This window comes from Geodermatophilus amargosae, assembly GCF_041028265.1.
Classification (GTDB): domain Bacteria; phylum Actinomycetota; class Actinomycetes; order Mycobacteriales; family Geodermatophilaceae; genus Geodermatophilus; species Geodermatophilus amargosae_A.
The window spans coordinates 121,526-144,199 of sequence record NZ_JABGCW010000009.1; the positions used below are offsets into that span (position 1 = coordinate 121,526).

The 22,674-nt window shown below is 74.4% G+C and carries 20 protein-coding genes; 6 read left to right on the forward strand and 14 right to left on the reverse strand.

What is annotated here, in order from left to right:
* Window positions 1-145: 145 nt before the first annotated feature.
* Window positions 146-3,112: an acetoacetate--CoA ligase gene (locus HLV61_RS11995; RefSeq protein WP_369255631.1), complete on the forward strand. Its 2,967-nt coding sequence runs from the start codon at window positions 146-148 to the stop codon at window positions 3,110-3,112.
* A gap of 82 nt (window positions 3,113-3,194) precedes the next feature.
* Here HLV61_RS11995 and HLV61_RS12000 read toward each other — a convergent pair whose 3' ends face one another.
* The 6 genes from HLV61_RS12000 to HLV61_RS12025 form a co-directional block, all read right to left on the reverse strand.
* Window positions 3,195-3,413, reverse strand: a complete 219-nt coding sequence (locus HLV61_RS12000) for a hypothetical protein (protein ID WP_369255633.1) — start codon at window positions 3,411-3,413, stop codon at window positions 3,195-3,197.
* Window positions 3,414-3,724: 311 nt separating this feature from the next.
* Complete coding sequence (locus HLV61_RS12005) at window positions 3,725-4,609, reverse strand: glycosyltransferase family 2 protein (RefSeq protein ID WP_369255635.1); 885 nt, start codon at window positions 4,607-4,609, stop codon at window positions 3,725-3,727.
* 197 nt (window positions 4,610-4,806) lie between these two features.
* Window positions 4,807-6,270: a hypothetical protein gene (locus HLV61_RS12010; RefSeq protein ID WP_369255637.1), complete on the reverse strand. Its 1,464-nt coding sequence runs from the start codon at window positions 6,268-6,270 to the stop codon at window positions 4,807-4,809.
* Window positions 6,271-6,903: 633 nt separating this feature from the next.
* Window positions 6,904-7,950: an alpha-hydroxy acid oxidase gene (locus tag HLV61_RS12015; RefSeq protein ID WP_369255639.1), complete on the reverse strand. Its 1,047-nt coding sequence runs from the start codon at window positions 7,948-7,950 to the stop codon at window positions 6,904-6,906.
* Window positions 7,951-8,043: 93 nt separating this feature from the next.
* Window positions 8,044-8,910, reverse strand: a complete 867-nt coding sequence (locus HLV61_RS12020) for a hypothetical protein (protein ID WP_369255641.1) — start codon at window positions 8,908-8,910, stop codon at window positions 8,044-8,046.
* 138 nt (window positions 8,911-9,048) lie between these two features.
* Window positions 9,049-10,368, reverse strand: coding sequence for a UDP-glucose dehydrogenase family protein (locus tag HLV61_RS12025; RefSeq protein ID WP_369255643.1), 1,320 nt, complete (start codon window positions 10,366-10,368; stop codon window positions 9,049-9,051).
* Window positions 10,369-10,482: 114 nt separating this feature from the next.
* Between HLV61_RS12025 and cysC the strand changes: the two genes are divergently transcribed.
* Window positions 10,483-11,517 (forward strand): adenylyl-sulfate kinase, encoded by a 1,035-nt coding sequence (cysC, locus tag HLV61_RS12030; RefSeq protein ID WP_369255645.1) that lies wholly within the window; start codon window positions 10,483-10,485, stop codon window positions 11,515-11,517.
* Here cysC and HLV61_RS12035 read toward each other — a convergent pair.
* The gene (locus HLV61_RS12035) at window positions 11,501-12,343 is read right to left on the reverse strand and encodes an SDR family oxidoreductase (protein WP_369255647.1); all 843 of its coding nucleotides are present in this window, start codon (window positions 12,341-12,343) and stop codon (window positions 11,501-11,503) included. The two genes, cysC and HLV61_RS12035, sit on opposite strands and share 17 nt — an antisense overlap.
* Window positions 12,340-13,347, reverse strand: coding sequence for a dTDP-glucose 4,6-dehydratase (gene rfbB, locus HLV61_RS12040; RefSeq protein WP_369255649.1), 1,008 nt, complete (start codon window positions 13,345-13,347; stop codon window positions 12,340-12,342). Before rfbB ends, HLV61_RS12035 begins: the two co-directional genes overlap by 4 nt.
* 220 nt (window positions 13,348-13,567) lie before the next feature.
* Here rfbB and HLV61_RS12045 point away from each other — a divergent pair, with 220 nt between their 5' ends.
* On the forward strand, window positions 13,568-13,762 hold the full coding sequence (locus HLV61_RS12045) for a hypothetical protein (RefSeq protein ID WP_369255651.1): 195 nt from the start codon (window positions 13,568-13,570) through the stop codon (window positions 13,760-13,762).
* A 199-nt stretch (window positions 13,763-13,961) separates the two neighbouring features.
* Entirely contained in the window at window positions 13,962-15,014 is a 1,053-nt protein-coding gene (locus HLV61_RS12050) for an LCP family protein (RefSeq protein ID WP_369255653.1), read from the forward strand.
* Between the two features lie 141 nt (window positions 15,015-15,155).
* Here the strand turns inward: HLV61_RS12050 and HLV61_RS12055 are convergent, their stop codons facing one another.
* Together HLV61_RS12055 and HLV61_RS12060 are read right to left on the reverse strand one after the other, a co-directional pair.
* The gene (locus tag HLV61_RS12055) at window positions 15,156-15,515 is read right to left on the reverse strand and encodes a hypothetical protein (RefSeq protein ID WP_369255655.1); all 360 of its coding nucleotides are present in this window, start codon (window positions 15,513-15,515) and stop codon (window positions 15,156-15,158) included.
* On the reverse strand, window positions 15,496-15,669 hold the full coding sequence (locus HLV61_RS12060; RefSeq protein ID WP_369255656.1) for a sugar transferase: 174 nt from the start codon (window positions 15,667-15,669) through the stop codon (window positions 15,496-15,498). The genes HLV61_RS12055 and HLV61_RS12060 overlap by 20 nt, the downstream gene beginning before the upstream one ends.
* Before the next feature lie 302 nt (window positions 15,670-15,971).
* Here HLV61_RS12060 and HLV61_RS12065 point away from each other — a divergent pair, with 302 nt between their 5' ends.
* Window positions 15,972-17,486: a sugar transferase gene (locus HLV61_RS12065; protein WP_369255658.1), complete on the forward strand. Its 1,515-nt coding sequence runs from the start codon at window positions 15,972-15,974 to the stop codon at window positions 17,484-17,486.
* Between the two features lie 5 nt (window positions 17,487-17,491).
* Here the strand turns inward: HLV61_RS12065 and HLV61_RS12070 are convergent, their stop codons facing one another.
* Window positions 17,492-18,301, reverse strand: a complete 810-nt coding sequence (locus tag HLV61_RS12070) for an SGNH/GDSL hydrolase family protein (protein WP_369255660.1) — start codon at window positions 18,299-18,301, stop codon at window positions 17,492-17,494.
* Window positions 18,302-18,600: 299 nt separating this feature from the next.
* On the opposite strand from HLV61_RS12070, the gene HLV61_RS12075 reads away from it, so the two are divergent.
* A complete protein-coding gene (locus tag HLV61_RS12075; RefSeq protein ID WP_369255662.1) occupies window positions 18,601-19,206 on the forward strand; it encodes an arsenate reductase/protein-tyrosine-phosphatase family protein in 606 nt (201 codons plus the stop codon).
* Window positions 19,207-19,219: 13 nt separating this feature from the next.
* Here HLV61_RS12075 and HLV61_RS12080 read toward each other — a convergent pair whose 3' ends face one another.
* From HLV61_RS12080 to HLV61_RS12090, 3 genes are all read right to left on the reverse strand, one after another.
* Window positions 19,220-19,852, reverse strand: coding sequence for an arsenate reductase/protein-tyrosine-phosphatase family protein (locus HLV61_RS12080; RefSeq protein WP_369255664.1), 633 nt, complete (start codon window positions 19,850-19,852; stop codon window positions 19,220-19,222).
* Window positions 19,853-20,012: 160 nt separating this feature from the next.
* On the reverse strand, window positions 20,013-21,224 hold the full coding sequence (locus HLV61_RS12085) for a glycosyltransferase family 4 protein (protein WP_369255666.1): 1,212 nt from the start codon (window positions 21,222-21,224) through the stop codon (window positions 20,013-20,015).
* A complete protein-coding gene (locus tag HLV61_RS12090) occupies window positions 21,221-22,591 on the reverse strand; it encodes a polysaccharide biosynthesis tyrosine autokinase (RefSeq protein WP_369255668.1) in 1,371 nt (456 codons plus the stop codon). Before HLV61_RS12090 ends, HLV61_RS12085 begins: the two co-directional genes overlap by 4 nt.
* Window positions 22,592-22,674 lie beyond the last annotated feature (83 nt).

Sequence of the window (22,674 nt, forward strand, 5' to 3'; positions counted from 1 at the left end):
CGCCGGTCGCCGACGACGGGCTGGTGGGCGGCCTGCACGTCTCCAGGCCGCCGGTCCTCCGCGGGTACGTCGCCGGCCTGGCCACGACCGTCCCGCTGGACCCGGACGCGATCGGCCCTGTGACCCTGACACCAGGAGGTAGCAGATGACGGAGCTCGACACGGCTCCCGACGAGGTGCGCACGCCGGCGGGGGTGCACCAGATCGGGGACTTCCGGCTCCGCTGCGAGTCGGTGGCCGGTCGGCGGCTCCCCACCGCCACGGCGCTGCACCGGTGGTCGGTGGCCTCCTACCAGGACTTCTGGCGCACCTTCCTGGACTGGGCTGACCTCGCCTGGGAGGGATCCGCCGACACGGTGACCACGTCGGACGACGTCTGGACCGCCCGCTTCTTCCCGGACGTCCGGCTCAACTACGCCGAGAACCTGCTGCGCCCGCTCGCCGGTGTCGACGACGCGTCACCGGCGCTCACCTCCGTGCACGGGGACGGCTCGTCGGAACGGCTGTCGCGGTCCGAGCTGCGCGCGGCCGCCCGCCGGACCTCGCGCGCCCTGGCCGACGCCGGTGTGCGCGCCGGGGACACGGTGGCCGCCGTCTCGGCCAACAACGCCCGGGTCGTCGTCGCCGGTCTCGCGGTGGCGGGTCTCGGGGCAGCACTGTCGACCGCCACCCCCGACATGGGTGTCAGCAGCCTGCTCGGGCGGTTCGGCCAGGTCGGTGCCACCACCCTGCTGGTCGACCGCACGAGCCTCGGGGGCGGCGAGCGGCCCGCCGACGAGGTGCTGGCGGAGCTCGTGTCGGCGCTGCCGGCGACCCGCCGGGTGGTCCTCCTCGACGACGGGCCGCTGCCCGAGCTGCCCGGGGCCCCCGTGACCCGCATGACCGACCTCGTGTCGGCGGTCCCGGCGGACGACCCCGGCCCGGACTGGCCGCGGGTGGCCTTCGACGACCCGCTCTGGGTCCTCTTCTCCTCGGGTACCACCGGGCCGCCGAAGGCGATGGTCCACGGGGTCGGCGGCTCGCTCCTCGAACACGTCAAGGAGCACCGCCTCCACGTCGACCTCCGTCCGACCGACGTCCTGTACTTCCACACCACCACGGCCTGGATGATGTGGAACTGGCAGCTGTCGGCCCTGTCGGTGGGCGCGCACGTCGTCCTCTACGACGGCCCGGTCACCGGCCCGGAGACGCTCTGGCGTCTCGCGGCGCAGCACGGGGTGACCGTTCTCGGCACGAGCCCCGCCTACCTGCAGCTGTGCCAGGACGAGGGGTACGTCCCGGCGGCCGACGTCGACGTCAGCTCCCTCCGCGCCGTCCTGTCGACCGGCGCCGTCCTGCACGACTGGCAGTTCGCCTGGCTCGCCGAGCACGTCGGTCCCGTGCCGCTGCAGTCGATCTCGGGCGGTACGGACATCGTCGGCTGCTTCGTGCTCGGCCACCCGGAGGTCCCGGTCCGTCCGGGGCGCTGCCAGTCGATCAGCCTGGGCCTCGACGTGGCCGCGCTGGACGACCAGGAGCGCCCGGTGCTCGACGAGGTCGGCGAGCTGGTCTGCCGCAACCCCTTCCCCTCTCGGCCGGTCCGGTTCCTGCAGGACCCCGACGGGGAGCGGTTCCGGGCCGCGTACTTCGTCCAGCACCCCGGCACGTGGACCCACGGCGACCGCATCGAGATCGCCGGTGACGGCTCCTCGCGGCTCCACGGCCGGTCGGACGGCGTCCTCAACGTCAACGGGATCCGCATCGGCCCCTCGGAGGTCTACACCATCGTCCGGGCGGTGCCCGGCGTGGCCGACGCGATCGCCGTCGAGACGCAGGACCCGGCCGCACCCGGGAGCAGCCGCATGGTGCTGCTGGTCGTGCTGCAGGAGGACGTGGAGCTCGACGCGGAGCTGGGCCGCCGCATCCGGGCGAGGTTGCGTCGCGAGGGATCGCCCGCGCACGTGCCGTCGGTGATCCTGGCGGTCGACGCGATCCCGCTGACCCACAACGGCAAGCGCTCGGAGAGCGCGGCACGGGCCGTGCTCGAGGGCCGGCCCGTCCGCAACCTGTCGGCGCTCAAGAACCCCGGAGCACTGGAGTCGATCGCCGCGGCAGCCCGGCGTGCCGAGGAGACCGCGACGGCCGGAGCCGTCCTGGACGGGGACGGCGACACCCACGCCGTGGTCGCGCGGGTGTTCACCGAGGTGCTCGGCGCACCGGTGCCCGACGACGCCCACTTCTCCGACGCCGGCGGCACCTCGCGCCAGGCGATGACGCTCATGCGCCGGCTGCGGATGGAGCTCGACCGCCCGCTGCTGCTGGAGGACTTCCTGGCCGACCCGTCCGTGCGGGGTGTCACGCGCGCGGTCACCACCGGGGCTCCGGACCACTCCCGGTGCGAGGTGCTGCGCCGCGGCGACCCGGGCGTCACCCCGCTGTTCCTCGTGCACGGCTACCTCGGGGACGTCGACATCTACCGCACCCTGGTCGATGCCCTGCGGACCCCGGCCTCCGTGTACGGCCTGACGTCCGATCCCCGGATCGCGGCGACCGAGGGCATCACCATCGAGGAGATCGCCACCCCGCTGGTCGCGGTCGTCCAGGAGACCCTCCCCGAGGGGGACGTCCGGCTGGCCGGGTACTCCTTCGGGGGGCTGGTCGCCTACGAGATGGCGCGGCAGCTCACCGCAGCCGGCCGGAGGGTCACCTTCCTCGGCCTGCTCGACACCGAGCCGCCCTTCGACCACATGTCACGGTCCTCGCGTGCCCTGCGCACCGTGGCCTGGTGGATCGCACTCCTGGTGCCCGGCATGGTCGAGGACACGGTGCGCGCGGTCCTGCGCCGGCGCTTCGGCCGCTCCCTTCCCCCGGTGGACGAGGAGAAGCAGACGTTCGCGGCCGCCTACCGGGTGTTCAACGCCTACCGGCTACGGCCCTACGCAGGACCGGTCACGTACTTCCGGGCACGGTTCCGGGTGCCGGTGATCGCGAACCTGCTGTACGTGTGGCGCAGGGTCGCGCCGGACCTCAGGGTCGTCTCCATCCCCGGCTCGCACCACGTCCTGCTCAGCGGGGAGCACACGCCCGAGCTGGCGGCGCGCATGGACGGCGCCCTCCGGGAGCCGTCGCACTGACGGTGCCCGGCCTGCCGGGGCGTCCGCGGAGGACGTCGCCCACCCGGTGGGAGCGGGCAGCCCGTCGCCCCCCGGACGGTCCTCAGCGGGTGCCGAGGAGCCGGGCGAGGAGCGAGCGACGGAAGCGGTCGCAGCCGCAGAGGGCGCAGTCGGTGCCGCGACGGTAGTGCTGGTGGGCCTGTCGGCCGTGGCCGCAGTCGCTGCAGGTCGCCACACCGGCGCTCGGGGCGGGCGCCAGTCGCACCTCCGGGTGGGCGAGCGCGGTGTCCCCGCTGATCACGGCTCGGGAAGCGGGCTGCATGGCGACCTCCTGGGGCTGCGAGGCCCCCGGTGGGCCGTGCATCGACGTGAGCGTACGGCTCCGCTTCGCTATCGCCCAGTTACTCACCGTTTTGGCGGACGAGGCGCCGCAGCCGTCCCACCCGTCACGGTGGTCAGCGCGACGACGGCGTCCCCTCGGGCGGGCGGACGGCAGCTCCGCGACCTGCCCCCGGGCCGTCGACGCGGGTGCCGGCCTGACGACGAGGCCGGAGACCATGCCACCGGCAACCGGCACGCAGGGGCTGTCGACGGTGCTCCCGGGCCCGCCCCGTGAAGGGGCGGGCCGCCGGGTCACGCCGTCTGCTCGGCCTTCCGCGATCCCGCCTCGCCCGCCCCACGGCTCGCTCGCTGCGCCGGCAGGGCGATGGGCGCCACGGCGACGACCCGGCGACCCCTGCCGTTGCACCGCTCGACGACCAGCGCGCGCAGCACCCGGAAGCCGTCCCGCCAGGTGTTGAGGTTGCTGATCCCGTGCAGCCGCGGGTGCTCGAAGCTGGGCACCTCGGTGATCTGCAAGCCCGCCTTGGCCATGCGGGTGTTGATGATCGTCTCGATCTCGAAGCCGTCACCCCACCGCTTGACGTCGCCGCGCTCCGTCCCGGGGTCCAGCTCGAGGGACGGGAGGCAGTGGGTCCAGAACGCGTTGTAGCCGTAGCAGAGGTCGGTGTAGCGGGTGCCGAACAGGACGTTGGCGGCCCGGTTGAGCCACCGGTTGCCCCAGGCGCGCATCCGGGTGATGTCGGAGCTGCCACCGTCGCCGGCGAAGCGGGTGCCCTTGGCGAAGTCCGCGCCGGCGGTCAGCGCGGCGACGAAGCGCTCGATCTCCTGCCCGTCGGCCGAGCCGTCCGCGTCGAGCATGACGACGACGTCGCCCGTGACGGCCGCGAATCCGCAGGCCATCGCGTTGCCCTTGCCCCGGCGGTTCTGCCGGACGATGCGGACGTCGGGCCGCAGCGCCCGGGCCACCTCGACCGTGTCGTCGATGCTGTGCCCGTCGACGACGACCACCTCGTGCAGCCCGGCGGGGAGCCGGGAGAAGACGTGCGGCAGGTTCCGGGCCTCGTTGTAGGTCGGGATGACGACGCTCACCCGCGGCGCGGCGGTGCGGACCGGGACGTGGTGGATGCGGGCGTGCGTCGGGATGCGGGCGTCCGTCTGGCTCTGCGTCTGTGTCATGACTCAGCTCTCGTGGCTCGTGCGTTGTCTCTGGGGACTGGGGCCGTGGCCTCGTCCGAGCCGCCGGGGACCACGACGGGTCCGCGCGAGGCGGTGCGCACGGGGGCGCAGGAGGAGGCGGGCCGAGGTGTGGTGCCGGCCAGGTGCCGGGGCTCGACCACAGGAGCGGCGGGATCGGTGGACCCGCCGCGCGCACCTCAGTCGGGAGACGAGCCGGGGTCGTCGGCGCGGGGGGTGACGAAGTCGACGTCGGAGCCGTGCGCGAGGTCGGCCGCCGAGAGGGACGGCGCCGGGATCCTCCCGCCGAGGACGGCGAGGTCCTGCGCGGACCCACCGTGCTGTCCGCCGCCCGTGGCGGAGGTACCGGCGGCGCCGACGGCGCACGATCCGGTCGGCGCCGGGGGAGCCGGCGGCGGGAGCGGGGCCGGCATGGCCGGCGGGGCAGGCGGAGGAGGAGCGTCGCTCGGTGGCGCGGACGCGTGCGTGGGCGTCGCGACGAGCGCGAGCACCGGAGGACTGGCGGCGGCCTCGGTCCGGGGAGGGCTCCGCTCGCCCGCAGGCTCGCGCGCACGCTCCCCGGCTGCCACTGGATCCGACCGGCCGCCGTCCTCGCCACTGGGCGCGGCGACGACCTCAGCCGCGTGCGACGCCGGAGCACCGTCACAGTGCGGGGACCTCGCGGCGGCGTGCGTGACCGTCCCGTCCGCGGGGGTGGCCTTCTCCACGGCCTCGGGAGCGGCCTCGGGGGCGGCGGCCTCCGGGGCGGCGGTCTCGGGGCCGGCGGTCTCGGGGGCGGCGGCTCCACCGCTCACCTCGGCGGCACCAGCCGCCGCCGGGGTGCCCGTGACCGTCGTGGTCGGCGTGCTCGTGGCGAGGGTCCCGGTGGTCACGGTGCCGGTGGTCGTCGTGCCGGTGGTCGTCGTGCCGGTGGTCGTCGTGCCGGTGGTCGTCGTGCCGGTGGTCGCGGTGCCGGTGGCCGGCGCGCCCGGGGCCGGGGTGCCCGTGGTCGGCGTACCCGTGGTCGCACCCGGCGTCGCCGGGGTGGCGGTGGTGGCCGCGGTGCCGGTGCTCGGCTTGGCAGGGGTGCCCGTGGTCGGCGTACCCGTGGTCGCACCCGGTGTCACGGGGGTGCCGGTGGCCGGCACGTCCGTGGCCGGGGTGCCCGTGGCCGGGGTGCCCGGGCCGGTACCCGGCTCGGCCGGGGCGGCGGGGACCGGGGACGGCTGGGACGCCGGCGGGACCACCGGCGGCTGGGCCGGCTCGACCGGAGCAGGCGACTCCGTGGGCGGAGCCGGAGAAGCGGGCTCGGGCGTCACCACGTCGTCGGGGGTCCCGGCCTCCGGGGTCCCGGCCTCCGGGGTCCCGGCCGTGGTGACGGGGGACGTCTCGATCGGCTGCTCGGCCGGAGCACGCCCGGGGTGCCCTGCCTCGCCGTCGTGCTCCCACGAGTCGGAGTGGCCGTCGACTCCCCGGTGCGCAGGACCGGCGGGGCCTGCCTCGTCGGCACGGGCGGCGACGGACAGGACCCCCAGGACCACCCACGCCGCCACGAAGAAGACGAGGAGCACGAGGACGCGCCGGCCGGTGCGCCGGTCAGGGTCGCCGAGGGTGGACACCGCGACGGAGCCGAGCGCTCCCGCGGAGTGTCCGTTCCCCAGCACGCTGCCCTCCTCGCGGCCACGACGCGCCGGTCGCGACGTGGCGGGGGCGACGGACACCAGGCCCGCGGACACCCCCGAGCGACCCTCCCCGGAAGATCGCGCTGCGTCCATCGGATCGGGTGACGGCCTTCCGACCCACCAGGCGTTTCTCACTCTCCGTAGCGGGCTCCCGCGCCTTGAGCAGCGGGTTTCACCCGTCCGTGAGGCAGCCGGAGTCACTCCGGGGAGCGGGAGCTCAGGGTCGACCGCGGCGGAACCACCGGCGGTGGCGGTAGGAGCGGCAGTCGCAGAGCGCACAGTCCCTGCCCCGGCGATAGTGCTCGTGCGCCGTCCGCCCGTGACCGCACGTGCACGGCGGACCCGCCGGCGGGAGGGGCTGCTCCACGGCACGCAGCCGCGGCCGTGTCCCGGACTCGGGGTCGTCAGGACGCGTGGGGTGCGGACTCCGCAGTGGTTCCTCGCCCGGAGCGTGCACCGCGAGCCCCCTCATGACCCCCGCACCAGTGCGTCCTGGCGGGCCCGAATGGTACGACTGCGAACGTCCTGCGCAACCGTGCGTCGTCCTGGTGCCCGTCGCGGCCCGGCGACGACGGCGACACGGGCCGGGCGGACGCCACGCGCCCGACCGGGTCCTCAGCCGGCCCTGACCAGGCTGGGGTCCAGGTCGGCCGGCCGCGCGGCGCCCGCGACGGCCATCACGTGCCGCAGGTCGTCGGTCAGGACGTCCAGCCCCTCGCGCACCGCCTCGGCTCCACCGGCGGCCAGCGCCCACAGGACCGGCCGGCCCACGAGGACGGCGTCGGCACCCAGCGCCAGCGCCACGAGGGCGTCGGTGCCGCTGCGGATCCCGCCGTCGACCAGGACGGGTACCCGGCCGCCGACGCCCTCCAGCACGTCGGGCAGCGCGTCCGCGCTGGGCACCACCCGGTCCAGCTGCCGCCCGCCGTGGGTGGAGACGACGACGCCGGCCGCACCCGCCTCGACGCAGCGCGCCGCCTCGTCGCCGCGCAGCACGCCCTTGACCACGACCGGGAGGCCCGAGACCTCGGCCAGCCGGCCGATCGTGTCCGGCGTCATGGACGGGTCCTGCTCGGCCGACTCGCGGGCCGCCGCGCCCGGCACCAGGTGCTGCGCGAGGTTGACCAGGTACTGCTCGTCGGGTACGGCGATGCGGACGCCGGCCACCCGCCCCTTGCGCCCGACGTACGGCGTGTCGACCGTGAGCACGACCGCGCGGGCCCCGGCCGCCGCGGCGCGCCGGACCAGCGCCTCGGTCAGCCTTCGGTCGCGCATCAGGTAGGCCTGGAACCACCACGGGCCGGTGGCGGCGGCGCCGACGTCCTCCAGGGTCCGGGAGGCGCGGGTGGAGACGACGGTCAGGCACCCGGCGTCGCCGGCACCGCGCACGGTCGCGCACTCGCCGTCGGGGTGCGCGAGCGCGTGCAGCGCCATGGGAGCGACGACGAACGGCGAGGCGGTCAGCGTGCCGAGCAGCCCGGTGGTGAGGTCGACCCGCGACACGTCCCGCAGCACCCGGGGCCGTAGCCGGAAGTCCCGCCAGGCCGCCTCGGCCTCACCGAGCGTGACCTCGTCGCCGGCACCGGCCTCGTAGTAGTCCCAGACCTCGGGCGGCAGCGCGGCCCGCGCCCGCTCCCGGAACTCGGCCAGCACATGCAGCACGCCGCCTCCCCACCGTCTCCCGGCCGGGGACCGGGCCCGGCGCGGGAGCGGAGCGTAACGACGGAGCGGCCCGCGCGGACTGGCTCCCCCGGGTCAGTCCTGCGCGACGGGCAGCCGCTGCGCCGCCTCGAGCGACAGCGCGTCGTCGCGGCGGCGCAGCCAGGAGGCCGGCAGCACGAGGCGCGGCGCGACACCCACGAGCACGGCGACCAGCACGGCGACGCCGGACAGGGCCTCGCCGGACTCCTCGACGAACGTGGCCATGGCCGACCACTGCGGGCCGACCCAGCCCGACACGGCGGACAGTCCGACCGAGGCCACGGCGTACAGGCCGAAGGTGGACAGCACCCGGCGGCGGTCCCGGCGCTCGGCGCGGCTGACGACGGCGAGGACGGCCAGGACGCCGAGCGCGACCAGGGCGCTGATGACCGTGGCGCCGGCCGGCGAGGTCAGCTCCGCGAGCGCCTCCATCGCCGTGACGTGCACGGTGCCGCCCGCCTTGACCACCGCGATCCCGGCAGCCACCGCGCCCACGGTTAGCCACCAGGTCCGGCGGCCCGGGTTGCGGGCCGCGCCGGCGACAGCCGCCAGCGCGGCCGCCCCGAAGAGGGCGGCCACGTACGTCCGCGGCAGCGAGTACGGGGCGTCCATCGAGAGGACCTGGGCCACCTGTCCGGTGGTGCCGCGCAGGCGCAGCGCGTAGCCGACCGCCTCGAGCGCGACGGCGAGCCCGGCGAGGGCCACGCCCACGGGCGGCAGCGGCACGCGCCGGCGAGCCGGGCGGACGGCGGCCGGCGCGGAGTCCCGGGCGGCTCCGGGCGCCGCCGTCGTCAACGGCCGCTCGGCCCCGGTGGCCGGCGACCGGCGGTCGGCCAGCCGGATGCCCCGGCCCAGGACGACGCCGAGCGCGATCGCGACGACCACCCACACGGCGAGCCCGCCGACGATCCACGTCCACACGGGCGGAGCATCGGCAGATGGGGGCTGGAACGTGACCGGACGGTCACACCACGGGGGTGGGTGGGACGCGTGGGCCCACCCGGACGGGTGGGACGGCCACCGGTCCCGTCGCGCTCCGGAGGCGGACGGGTGGGCCGCTCAGCCGACGCGGCGGCCCAGGGCGCGATAGGTCCAGCCGGCGGCGGTCCAGGCCTCCCGGTCGAGCGCGTTGCGCCCGTCGAGGACCCGCCGTTGCCGTACGAGGGCGCCGAAGGCGACGGGGTCGAGCTCGCGGTACTGGCGCCACTCGGTGAGCACCAGGACGGCGTCGGCGTCGGCCGCAGCCTCCTCCGGCGTGGCGGCGTAGTCCAGCTGCGGCCACTCGCGGCGGCTGTTGTCGACCGCCGCGGGATCGGTCACGCAGACCACCGCGCCCTGCAGCTGCAGCTGGGCGGCGACGTTGAGCGCCGGGGAGTCGCGGATGTCGTCGCTGTCGGGCTTGAAGGCCGCGCCGAGGACCGCCACGCGTTTGCCCAGGAGCGACCCGTCGAGCACCTCGCGCGCCAGCTCGACCATGCGGATCCGGCGGCGCATGTTGATGTTGTCGACCTCGCGCAGGAACGTGAGCGCCTGGTCGGCACCGAGCTCGCCGGCGCGGGCCATGAACGCGCGGATGTCCTTGGGCAGGCACCCGCCACCGAAGCCGAGCCCGGCGTTGAGGAACTTGCGCCCGATCCGGTCGTCGTAGCCGATGGCGTCGGCCAGCTGCTTGACGTCGGCGCCGGTGGCCTCGCAGAGCTCCGCCATCGCGTTGATGAAGCTGATCTTCGTGGCGAGGAAGGAGTTGGCCGCCGTCTTGACCATCTCGGCGGTGGCGTGGTCGGTGGTGACCTTGGGGATCCCCCGGGCGACGATCGGCGCGTACACCTCGTCCAGGAGGCGCTCGGCGGTCTCCCCGTCGCCGTCGGCGGGCAGGCCGTAGACGAGCCGGTCGGGATGCAGGGTGTCGCGGACGGCGAAGCCCTCCCGGAGGAACTCCGGGTTCCAGGCCAGCAGCGCCCCCGGCACCTTCTCGCCGAACATGGCAGCGAGCCCTGCAGCGGTCCCGACCGGGACGGTCGACTTGCCCACCACCAGTTCGCCGGGCGCCAGGACCTGCAGCAGCGACTCCGCGGCGGCCTGGACGAAGCGGAGGTCGGCGGCGTACTCCCCGTGTTTCTGGGGGGTCCCGACGCACAGGAAGTGCACCTGCGCGCCCGCCGCGTCGGCGATGTCGGTGCTGAAGCGCAGCCGGCCCGACCCGAGCGCATGGCCCAGCAGTTGTTCGAAGTCGGGCTCGTAGAACGGCGCCCGCCCCGCGCACAGCGCCGAGACCTTCCGCTCGTCGACGTCGATCCCGACCACCTCGTGGCCGAGCTCGGTCATCGAGGCCGCGTGCACGGCGCCGAGGTAGCCGCAGCCGATGACCGAGATGCGCACCGCCGCCTCCTCACCCCGCAGACACTTAGCCCCCGAAGTGCATCACGTCGTCGTTGCGCGCGCCCGTCGGAGATCCCCGAACAGGCGAGCGTGGCCGAGCGGCAGGATGGGCCCATGCCCGAGACCCGCGCCCGGCTCGACGACGCCCAGGTCGCCGCGGTGGCCCGCTTCCGCTCCGGCCTCGGGCCGCTGCCCGCCCTCCCGCCCGCCGGCGAGTACGAGGACGCGCAGGGCGTGCTCGTCGCGACGGCGGCCGGCGACGACCTGACCGTCGTCGAGGTGCCGCGCTGGGAGCAGCCCGCCACGGTGGCCGAGCGGCTGCACGACCGCGGCTGGACGGAGGTCGCGGCGTGGGTGGGGCTGCCGCCCGACGACGTCGCGGACCTGCCCCAGCAGTTGCTGGTGCTGCTGCCCGCGGCCGGGCTCGCGCCGGACTCGGCGGCGCTGGCCGGTGCCGCCGCGGCCTGGGCAGCCGTGCGCGACGGCGGCCGCGACGTCGTCGTCGTGCCCGTGCCGGTCACCCCGGGTGCGCCGGAGGCCGGGCCGGAGGAGCTCGCCGCCGCGCACGGCGCGTCCCTGGCCGGCAGCCGGCCGTGGCCGGGGACGGCGCGCACCGGCGGCACCGTGGTGCTGTGCACCGGCCTGTCCGGCGCGGGGAAGTCCACGATCGCCGCGCGGCTGGTCGAGCTGCTCGTCGAGGCCGGCCGCACGGTGACGCTGCTCGACGGCGACGAGGTGCGGCACTCGCTGTCCGCGGGGCTCGGTTTCTCGAAGGCCGACCGCGACACCAACGTCCGCCGGATCGGCTGGGTCGCCGCGCGGATCGCCAAGCACGGCGGGATCGCCGTCTGCGCGCCGATCGCGCCCTACGCCGAGGTGCGCGCCGACGTGCGGCGCGAGGTGGAGGCGCAGGCGGGGCCGGGCAGCTTCCTCCTCGTGCACGTGGCCACGTCGCTGGCCGACTGCGAGGCCCGCGACCGCAAGGGCCTCTACGCCAGGGCGCGGGCCGGGGAGATCCCGGCCTTCACCGGCATCAGCGATCCCTACGAGACGCCGGCCGACGCGGAGGTCACCGTGCAGACCGCCGGGCGGACCGTGGACGACTGCGCCCGGCAGGTGCTCGGGGCGGTGCTCAGCCGGCCGTCGTGAGGTGGCTCCGGACGGCGCTGCGCCACTCGCGCGGCGCGAACCCCGTCGCCTCCAGCTTCGCCAGGTCGAGCACGCTGTTGAGCGGCCGCGGCGCCAGGCCGGGCTTGTCCGCCGTGTACTCGGCGGTGCTGACCCGCCGCACGTCGTGCGGGTCCCGGCCGCGCGCGGCGAACACGACCTCCGCGACGTCGGCCCACGACGCCGGCTCCCCGCCGCACGTGACGTTGACGGTGCCCGACGCCCCGGCGCCGGCGAGGTGGTCCACGGCGGCGGCGAGGTCGTCGGCGAGGGTGGGCCGGCCGACCTGGTCGGCGACCACCGCGGGGCTGACGCCGCGGTCGGCGAGACCGGCCATGGTCCGCACGAAGTTGCGCCCCGCCCCCACCACCCAGGTGGTGCGCAGCAGCAGGTGGCGGTCGAGCGTGGTGACCAGCGCGTCGCCGTCGGCCTTGCTCTGCCCGTAGACGCTCAGCGGGTGCACCGGGGCGTCCTCCGGGATCGGCCCGTGCGAGGCGCCGTCGAAGACGTACTCGGTGGAGAAGTGCACGAGCAGGAAGCCGTGCGCGCGGGCCGCGTCGGCCAGGGCGCCGACGCCGTCGACGTTGACCGCCCGCACGGCGGCGTGGTTGACCGGGTCCTGCGCGGCGTCGACGGCGGTCCAGGCGGCGGCGTTGACCACCAGGTCGACGCCGGACCAGTCGTACGCGGCGACGGCGGCCGGGTCGCCGACGTCGAGACCGGCCCGGGTCAGCGCCACGGCGTCGGGGAACCGGCGGGTCAGCGCCCGGCCGACCTGCCCGCCGGCGCCGAGGACGACCGCCGTCACTGGCCGCGGGCGGCGTAGGCCGCCTCCACGCGCTCCTTCTGCGGCGCCCACCACTCCTCGTTGTCGCGGTACCACTCGATGGTCGCGGCCAGGCCGTCGCGGAACTCGGTGTAGCGGGGCCGCCAGCCCAGCTCCTCGCGCAGCTTCGTGGCGTCGATGGCGTAGCGCAGGTCGTGCCCGGCCCGGTCGGTGACGGAGTCGAAGGCGTCGGCCGGCCGGCCCATCAGCTCGAGGATCGTGGCGAGGACGGTGCGGTTGTCCACCTCGCCGTCGGCACCGATCAGGTAGGTGTGCCCGGTGCGGCCGCGCTCGAGGACCTCGTGCACCGCGGCGTTGTGGTCGTCGACGTGGATCCAGTCGCGCACGTTCTGGCCGGCGCCGTAGAGCCGCGGACGCCGCCCGGCGAGCACGTTGGTGATCTGCCGCGGGATGAACTTCTCGACGTGCTGGTAGGGCCCGTAGTTGTTCGAGCAGTTGGACAGGGTCGCCTGCACGCCGTAGGACCGCACCCACGCGCGGACCAGCAGGTCGGAGGCCGCCTTGGTCGAGGAGTACGGGCTCGACGGGTTGTACGGCGTCTCGGGCGTGAACTTCCGCGGGTCGTCGAGCTCGAGGTCGCCGTAGACCTCGTCGGTGGAGACGTGGTGGAACCGGACGCCGTGCCGGCGCACCGCCTCGAGCAGCGTGTAGGTGCCGACGACGTTGGTCTGCAGGAACGGCTCGGGGTCGGCCAGCGAGTTGTCGTTGTGGCTCTCGGCCGCGAAGTGGACGACGGCGTCGCTGGCGCCGACCAGGTCGTCGACCAGCGCGGCGTCGGTGATCGACCCGTGCACGAAGGTGATCGCGTCCCGGACGCCGGCCAGCGAGGCCTCGTTGCCCGCGTAGGTCAGCGCGTCGAGCACCGTCACCCGGTACTGCGGGAAGCGCTCGACGGTCTGGTGGACGAAGTTGGCGCCGATGAAGCCGGCGCCGCCGGTCACCAGCAGACGGCGGATGTCGCTCACGGACGACAGGGTGCCAGAAGTGCCGGGCCGCCCCTGGCACCCGGCACCGGACCCCGCGGCGCTGCCGGCCGCGCGACGACGCGCCCGACGGGGCTCGTGGGGCCGGTCGGGCGGCTGGGGTCCGGAACCGCTCCCGTCGACACCGGCAGCCGACCGTTTCGGCAGCATGTGCCCGCGCGGCCGGGCCGGCCGGCCATCCGCCTCCCCGTAGGAAGGGACGGTGACCGTCGTCTTCCTCGTCGTGCTGACCTGGCTGGCCGTGGCGACCGCCGTCGCCCTCGGGCTGGGGCGGGGCATCCGGCTGGCGGACGCGCGGCAGGCAGCCGACGCCCGCGACCTCCGCCGCGAGCTGGACTCCGTCCTCGCCGGCCTGGAGGAGGACCTCCGGGCCGGCGCCGGACCGACGACGGTCTGAGCGGAGGCGGCAGCGGCGCCGGGGCGCGCCGGCGCCCGGCGCCCGGCGCAGGGCGCAGGGCGCAGGGCGCCGGGCGCCGGGCGGTCTCACTCCACAGGGGTGGGACCAGGCCGCCGATCGGCCGGTCCCCGCCTAACCTCGGGGCTTCTGCCGGTCGACGGGGGTCACTGTGAGCGACGACGAGGAGCGCGACGGGTCCGTGCTCGTTCCCGACGAGCCGTCCACCGACGAGCGGCCTCCCCGGCGCCGCCGGGGCCTGCGACGTCTGCTGATCGCGCTGGGCGTCCTCGTCACCGTCCTGGCCGTGCTGGTCGGCGGCGGCCTCTGGTACCTGACCGACCGCTACGCCGGCAACATCGACCGGGTCGCCGACGTCTTCGGCGACCTGGACGAGGACGCCCGCCCGGCGCCGGCCACGCCTGCGGCGGAGGCCGCCGCGGACCCGGTGACCTTCCTGCTCGTCGGCAGCGACAGCCGCGGCACCGCGGACGAGGGCATCGCCGCGGGCGGCCGCTCCGACGCGATCATGATCGCCCGTTTCTCCGGCGACCGGCAGCACGCCCAGCTGGTGTCCATCCCCCGCGACTCGTGGGTCGACGTCCCCGGGTACGGGACGAACAAGGTCAACGCCGCCTACGCCTTCGGCGGGCCGACGCTGCTCATCCGGACCGTCGAGCAGCTCACCGGCGTCCGCATCGACCACTACGTGACCATCGACTTCGAGGGCATCATCCAGGTGACCGACGACCTGGGCGGGGTCGACGTCGTCGTCGCCGAGACGACCAGCAACGGGCCGTACACGTTCCCCGCCGGGATCAACCACCTCGACGGCGACCAGGCCCGCTGGTACCTCGGACAGCGCTACGGCCTCGAGGGCGGTGACTTCGACCGGGTGCGCCGCCAGCAGCAGTTCGTCGAGGCGGTGTTCACGCAGCTGTTCAGCTCCGGGACGCTGACCGACCCCGGCAGGCTCGACGCCGCACTGCTCGCGGTGACCAGTGCCGTCGCGGTCGACGACACGCTGGGCAACGCCGACCTGCTGTCGCTGGCCTACTCGTTGCGCGACCTGCGGCCGGAGAACGTCGACTCGTTCACCGCGCCGGTGCTCGGCACCGGGACGGAGGGCCCGGCCAGCGTCGTCTACCTCGACCAGGTCACCGGCGACCGCATGTGGGCCTACCTGCGGAACGACTCGCTGTCGCAGAACGCCGGCGAGTTCGACACCGAGGCGCTGCCCGACGTCCCCCGCTGATCGGCGGAGCACTCGGCCGGACCGGAGACGGCTGTCAGACTGCGGTCGTGAGCAGCCGCCTCGCAGTGGCGCGTCCCGACGCGGAGCGTCGGTCGCGGGCATGGCACCTGCACCGGTTCCGGTGGGTCGCCGACGATCCGTTCAGCGGTTCGAGCCTGTACGCCTGCCGGTGCGGCGCGGTGCGCCCAGGTCTCTGACACCGCTGCCGGCTCGCCGTCCGCGGCGATGGGCCAGCACGACGCCGAGGAGCGCGAGCATCCCGGCGGCCCAGCCGGCCAGCACGAAGAGGTCGCCACGGTGCAGACCGTGGCCCGTCGCGACGACGGCGATGACCGGGCCCTCGTTGTGGTACTCCCCGGTCAGCAGCAACACGGCGAACGCCGTGAGCACACTGGCAGCGACGAGCACGAAGAACCAGCTCAGGGCACGCCAGAGCACCTCGGGGCGGGACGGGACGGCGCGCGGCCGCGCGCCGCTCCGCTCAGTGGGCGCCGGGGCCACGGAGGACGGCTCCGGCGGTCTTCCACAGGATCATCAGGTCGAGGGCCAGCGACCGGACGTCGATGCGCACCGGGTCCTCCCATGAGAGGTCGGAGCGTCCGCTGACCTGCCACGGTCCGGTCAGTCCCGGCTTCACGAGGAACCGGCGGTGCACGCCGTCACCGTACTTCTCCACCTCGCTGGCGAGCGGCGGGCCCGGCCGACCAGGGACGTGTCGCCGAGCACGTGGTCCGGGACCGGTCGGAGACCATCCGTCGCTTCCTTCATCACGGAGAGCAACCGGAAACCGGTCACAGCAGCCTGATCTGCCGCCATCGTGACGGCGTCATGGCTCGGCGTGACGTCCGTGCACTCGAAGTGGTGTCCCAGAGGACTCCGTGGCCCAATGACACGGCGCGGACGCGCAGCTTCCGACGTCCGCGTTCCACGGGGGAACGGGGAACGGGGAGTGAGGCCATGTCCGCCACCAGCGTCCACGGCTCCAGACGTCAGTCCACCGGGTCGTCACGACGGGACGGCTGGGAACTCTTCGCCGGTGCCCTTAGGGGCGAGGGGACCGCCGCCCGGCGGGCGTGGCGCCGCCGCTACGTCTGGCGCACGATGACCCTGGACGCCGTGGTCGCCCTCTTCGCCGGCCTCCTCGGCTACTGGCTCTGGTTCGAGGTCTTCGCGGCGGACGGTCCTCGTCCGCCCCTGTGGGAGGCGCTGCTCGTCCCGGTCGTGTGGGTGCCCGCGATGCTGCTGGCGCGCGCGTACGAGCAGCGGTTCCTCTGGATCGGCGTCGAGGAGTACCGCAGGGTGCTCGGCGCCGCCGTGGCGGTGCTCGCCGTCGTCGCGACCGTGTCGTGGGGCCTGCGACTCGAGGTCGCGCGCGGCCTGGTGGTCATGACGCTGCCGTTGGCCACGCTGTTCACGCTGCTCGGACGGGTCGTCCACCGCCACCGGCTGCGCCGCGAGCGGCAACGGGGGCACTACCTGCAGACGACCATCCTGGTCGGCTCCCGCGACACCGTCGCGGCGCTCGACGAGCAGCTGCAGCGCTCCCCCCACCAGGGCTACCGGGTCATCGGGTGTTGCCTGCCGACCACCGAGCAGAGCCGTTCGGCCGATGCCTTCAACGGCCTGCCCGTCCTGGGCGGGGTCCGGGACGTCGCCGAGATCGTGACCCGGTTCGAGGTGGACACGGTCGCCGTGCTCCCCGGGCCCGAGATCCACGGTCGAGTCCTCCGGCGGCTCGGCTGGGACCTCGAGGACACCGACGCCGAACTGCTCCTGGCTCCCGCTGTCACGGACGTGGTGGGCCCTCGGGTGCACATCCGCCCCGTCGCAGGACTACCGCTGCTGCACATGGAGCGCCCGGAGCTGACCGGCGTCCGCAGGTTCACGAAGGAGCTCGTCGACCGTTCGGTGGCCGCGGTCGGGCTGCTGTTCCTGGCGCCGGTGTTGCTGGCGATCGCCGCGGCGGTGCGCCTGGACAGCAGGGGACCGGTGCTCTTCCGTCAGGAGCGGGTCGGCCGGTGCGGCGAGACGTTCACCATGCTCAAGTTCCGCAGCATGGTGCAGGACGCCCCACGGCTGGTCGAACAGCTCGCGACCGTGGACCAGGGCAACGGCGTGCTCTTCAAGATGAGGGCCGACCCGCGCGTGACCCGGGTCGGCCGGACGCTGCGCCGGTACTCCCTGGACGAGTTGCCCCAGCTGGTCAACGTGCTGCGCGGGGACATGTCTCTGGTCGGCCCCCGTCCGCCGCTCGCCAGCGAGGTCGAGAAGTACGGCTACGACATGCACCGCCGGTTCCTCGTGAAGCCGGGACTGACCGGACTGTGGCAGGTCAGCGGACGCTCCGACCTCTCCTGGGACGACTCGGTGCGCATCGACGTCCGGTACGTGGAGAACTGGTCGCTGGCCCTCGACCTGATGATCCTGTGGAAGACCGCCGGAGCCGTCCTCCGTGGCTCCGGCGCCTACTGAGCGGCTCATCCACCGGAGGTGGTCGAGACCGCCTCGTCGAGCGCCTGCTCGATCACCGGCTGGACGAGGCCGGCGAGGGCCGTCTGTCCCTCGCCGGTGAGGTGGACGTCGTCCTCGTCGACCAGTCCGGTCCCGACGGCGAGCCAGCCCTCGGTCAGGGGGTCCACGAACGTCACCCCGGCTGCGTCGGCGGCAGCACGGAGGACGTCCCGGTTGTTGCGGACGCCGGCCGGTGGAGTGCCCTCGGGCCACAGCGGCCCGATGACCACGAGAGCGGTGCCCGGGGCCCGGTCCCTGACCGTGGCGACGGCCTCCTCGGCGGCCGCGGACACCCGGTCGGAGATCCCCGAAGCGTCGAAGCGACTGCCGAACAGGACGACGAGTTCGGCGTCGGTCAGGTCGGTCCGCGAGACGAGCTCGGTCAAGGTCGGCTCCCCCGCCGTCGTGGAGACGTACCCGGAGTCGCCGGTGGTCACCGCCTCGATCTGGATGTCGGAGAGGCCGTCCTCCACCAACGCAGGCCACGCGACCACTCCTCGGCCGGTACCGCGCGTGTCGCTGTCGCCGATGACGACGACACCCGAGACGTCTTCCGCCTCGGCGGATGACGTCTCGTCGGACGGCTCGACAGGCGCGGACGGCGCGGTGATCGATCCGGACCGCTCGGTGCCGGCCGTTTCCCCGCTGCCACCGGAGGCCGGGGCTGTGCGGTCCAGGGCGACGGGCAGCATGGCCACGATCGCGGCCAGGCTGGCGGCCATCGTGATCCAGGCCCACGTCGGTGGCTCGTTCCACCAGCGGTCCCCCCGTGCCATGGCCGGAAGGTACCGAGCCCACCGGCCGACTGCCCGTGGACGTGGCTCGCCGACCCGGCGGCGCCGTACGACGACGGGTTTCGTCGCACCGACCCAGGGGCTGCCCTGACGGTCACGGGTCGCAGACGCCGGACCGCGCGCAGGCGCAGGTGCAGGTGCAGGTGCGGGTGCGGGTGCGGGTGCGGGTGCGGGTGCGGCGACACGATGAGCTCGAGAGGGTCGCGCAGGCGTCACTCGCAGGGGTCACCACGCCGCCTCGACCAGTGCCGGGAGTGGGTGGACCTCCTTAGGTTTCGGACGTGAGAATCCTGTTCGTCTGCACGGGGAACCTCTGCCGGTCTCCGGTCGCGGAACGGCTGGCCGTGGCGTGGGCGCAGGGCTCCCTCGCCGGCAGCCCCGAGTTGGTGGCCGTCGAGGTGTCGAGCGCAGGGACCGAGGCCGCCAACGGGCGGACCATGGCCCCCGAGAGTGCGCAGGCCCTGGAGGCGCTCGGCGGCGCGGCCGAGGGTTTCCGCAGCCGCGCACTGACGCCGGAGGAGATCGGGAACGCCGACCTGGTGATCACGATGACCCGGCACCACCGCCGTGAGGTCCTCCGGATCGCACCACGGAGCCTGCGCCGGACGTTCACACTGACCGAGGCCGCCGACCTGCTGACGCTGGCGGACCTCCGGGGACTGCGGACGATGCCCCTCACCGCGCGAGCCCGGGCACTCGGCCAGCGTCTCGATGCAGCGCGCGCGCATCGCATGACCACCGATGCCGACGACGTCGTCGACCCGATGGGTCGCCGGGCTGCTGTCCACGGGGAGACCGCGAGGACGATAGCCGCGGCCTTGCGGCCGTTGTCGGACCTGCTCTTCGCGAGCGTCCGCACGGAGCCCGTCATCGAGCTGTCGGCCTGAGCTCTCCTCCGCGTCAGGGACGCCGGACGTCGTCCGAGGTGCAGGCGAGGCCCACGATCCGCTCGAGCAACGGCAGCAGAGCCGCGGCGACCGCCTCACCGGTCTCCTGGTGCACCTCCGGAGGCAGGCCGATGGGATCGCGGACGTCGTCCCCTGGGCCGCCCTGGCGGCGCGAGCGCGCTGCGTGCAGTCGTCGGACCAACATCCGGGCCTGATCGGCCAAGCCGTCACCAGCCGACCGGTCGACGTCGTCGTCGATGCTCCGCACGAGGTCGGCAGCCTCACGCAGCGTGAACGTGCGTGACAGCACCCGGGGCGCCAGCTCGAGGACCTCGCGACGCTGCGCCCGGGTCATGGTGAGAGTGAGGTCGGCGTCGACGACCATGTGATCGAGGAGTTGCCGGGCACGGAACCCCTGCGGATCCCCGCCGAGGCCCTGAAGGACCAGCGCACTGTCCGGGTGCAACCCCGAGCCCACCACCGCCCGTACGCCCGCACTGACGAGCCGGACCTCATCGGCCCGCTCACCCAACGCCTCGTGCAGGTAGGCCCGTCCGAGGCGCTCGGCGAGCGGCGAGCGGCAGACGTTGCCGGTGCACACGAAGAGGACCGAGAAGACCGGCTCGGGCGACCGGTGGCGGGCCACTCGGCCATCCTCGGAGATCACGGCGTCCCGGACCTGCGGTGGACCGTGTTCACGGGCATCCCCCGGGGGACGACGATCGGAGCCAGCGCCCGGTACCGCCGGGCTCGGACGGCCGGCAGGCGCACGTCCTCGCTCCGCCCCGACTCCGCAGGGCGGTAGGTCAACGAGCGCTCAACTCCCTGAGGAACCCGTCCAGGCGGTCGGCGTTCACCTCGGCATCGAACTGTTCGAGCACCCGTTCTCGACAGCGGTCACTGAGAGCGGTCCGGCCGGCCTCGTCCAGATCGAGGTAGCTCTGCACGGCTGAACGCCAGGCCGACACCTCGCCCAACGGCAGGATCCAGCCGCACTCGCCGATGACCTCACGGTTCCCTCCGACGTCGGAAGCCAGGACCGGGGTCCCCACCCGGAGCGCCTCGAGGATCACCCACGGCACGCCCTCTCCGATGCTCGCCAGGAGGAGCAGTCCTGCCCGGGCGAAGAGGTCGTCCAGCTCGGGCCCCGGGCCGAGCCTCCGCACCGTCACGTTCGGCAGGTCCGTGGTGACCTCGTCCTGCGTGACGACGTCCAGCTGGACCTGTCCGGCGCGCAGCAGGGGCGTCAGGACGTCCAGGAGGAAGTACCCGCCCTTGGCCTCGAAGCGTCCGCCGACGAAGAGCAGCCTCCGCCGCTCCCCTGGGCCGGCCGGGGACCTCGCGGCCGTGATCCCGGGGTGCCACACGTGGGTGTTGCGCTGCGTCGGCAGTCCCTGCTGCGTCCAGCGTGTCCACGCCAACGTGGCCTGATGGCGCTCGATCGCCCACTTCTCGAGGAGGTCCGTGACCCACTGGGAGACATCCGTGGCCCTCGTCCACCGCCGCCACAGCTCGTACCGGCGCAACGCACGTGTCCCCACGTCGACGCTGAGGACGACGGGGACGTTCGATCGGTGGGGCAGGAGGAAGGCCACGCTGTGCGTGTGCACGAAGACGACGTCGACACCCGGGGCCGCGGCGAGCCTCTGCAGGATCCGCCGCCTGACCGACCAGCCGTAGGTCAGGTGCCACCGCACCTGTGAGAGATCGGCATCCCACCGCCGGAGGACCGGCCATCCCCGCTTGGCCATGCGCCCGAGTCGCCCGGGCTCCGGAAGGGGCAGGACCTCGACCGTCCACCCGCGCTCCGGCATGACCTCGAGCATGACGTCGCTGACCCGCCCGTGACCGAGGTGCCCGACGCCCATGGTCGCCTCGTTCACCAGCAACAAGCGCGGCATCCCCGGAGTATGGGAGACGGGAACGTCACCCAGCACATCGTGTCGGCCCTCCCTGCGAGGCCGGCGGCGCCCGGTCCCGCGTCGCACGCCACCGCGCCCACCCGCGCTCCCGGTCACGGTTCCGGGGACTCCGGGCCGTAGGACGCGCTGTACTCGTACCCGTAGGCCGAGGCGACGGTGGACCGGGGTGGGACGAGGTTGAGGACCACGCCCAGGGTCCTCGCCCCGACACCCCGCAGGGTCATCGCTGCCTGGTGCACCTGGTCCCGGGTGGTGACGCCGTAGCGCACGGACAGCACGGTGCCGTCCACGAGGGCGCCCAGCCCCGACGCGTCCGCGACCGGCAGCACCGGCGGCGCATCCACCAGGACGATGTCGTTCTTGGCTCGGAGATCGTCCAGGAAGGAGGACATCAGACTCGACGAGAGGAGCTCACCGGGGTTCGGTGGCGTGGGACCGGCCCCGATGACGGCGAGGTGATCCCCGTACCTCTGGACCACCTCGTCGATCGTCGCCGTGCCGGCGAGGATGTTCGTGAGCCCCACACCGCCGACCAGGCCGAGGTAGCGGGTGACCCGCGGTCGCCGGAGGTCCGCCTCCACGAGGATCACCTGCGTGCCGGCCTCCGCCAGCACGACAGCGAGGTTGACGGCGAGGGTCGTCTTCCCCTCCCCCGGCACCGCACTGGTGACCATGATCACGCGAGGCGGCTCGTCCGGGCTGATGAACTGCAGGTTCGTGCGCAGCTGCCGGAACGCCTCGGCGCCGCCGGTGGTGTTCTGCCGGTCGATGAGGTGGGACTTCTCGAGCTCCAGGTCGCGGGGGACGACACCGAGCACCGGCGCACCGGTGAGCGCGGTGACCTGGTCGCGGTCGCGCACGGACCGGTCGAGCCGGACGCGGACGAGGGCGGCCGCGGCGCCCAGGAGCAACCCGGCGAGGACCCCGATGACGGTGGACCGCGCGGTCTGCGGCGACGTCGGGGACGTCGGGAGGTCCGGCGGCTCGACGACGAGGACTCGCACCGGTGAGCTGCTCGTACCGGGCGGGGTCTCCAGCTCCGAGACCAGGTCACGGAACTCCGAACCCACGGCCGCGGCGATGTCCTGCGCCTGCTGCGGATCCGGGTCCGTCACCGACACGTCGATCAGGACGGTGTCGGGCACCGGGGTCGCGACGACCTCCTCCCGCAGCGACGCGGGGCTCGTGTCCAGGCCCAGCTCGTCGATCACCCGACGGGCCAGTTCCTCTCCGGTGAGCAGGCGGGCATAGGAGGCGACGCGCTCCTCGGAGAACTGGCTGCCCTGGAAGGCGTCAGAGGTCGTCCCGGCGTTGGTCGTCGAGACGAACAGCTGCGTCGAGGCGGTGTAGACCGGCGTCTGGAGGAGACTGACCGCCAGGGCGACCGCGCCGCCGACCAGCGCGCCGAGCACGGGGAGCCACCACGCCCTCCGAAGCGCCGCCCACACTCCTCGGGAGTCCATGCCCATCCCCTCGTCGAGCGGTTCCTCCCGCAGTCGGTTCAGCGGGTGCGACCCTAGGTCAACCCCGGCGCCGGCACCGGACG

Excerpts from the sequence above, each read along its gene's own strand:
- HLV61_RS11995 (WP_369255631.1), top strand. The coding sequence starts at position 146 with ATGACGGAGCTCGACACGGCTCCCGACGAGGTGCGCACGCCGGCGGGG.
- HLV61_RS12000 (WP_369255633.1), bottom strand. The coding sequence starts at position 3,413 with ATGCAGCCCGCTTCCCGAGCCGTGATCAGCGGGGACACCGCGCTCGCC.
- HLV61_RS12005 (WP_369255635.1), bottom strand. The coding sequence starts at position 4,609 with ATGACACAGACGCAGAGCCAGACGGACGCCCGCATCCCGACGCACGCC.
- cysC (WP_369255645.1), top strand. The coding sequence starts at position 10,483 with ATGCCCGAGACCCGCGCCCGGCTCGACGACGCCCAGGTCGCCGCGGTG.
- HLV61_RS12065 (WP_369255658.1), top strand. The coding sequence starts at position 15,972 with ATGTCCGCCACCAGCGTCCACGGCTCCAGACGTCAGTCCACCGGGTCG.
- HLV61_RS12070 (WP_369255660.1), bottom strand. The coding sequence starts at position 18,301 with ATGGCACGGGGGGACCGCTGGTGGAACGAGCCACCGACGTGGGCCTGG.
- HLV61_RS12090 (WP_369255668.1), bottom strand. The coding sequence starts at position 22,591 with ATGGACTCCCGAGGAGTGTGGGCGGCGCTTCGGAGGGCGTGGTGGCTC.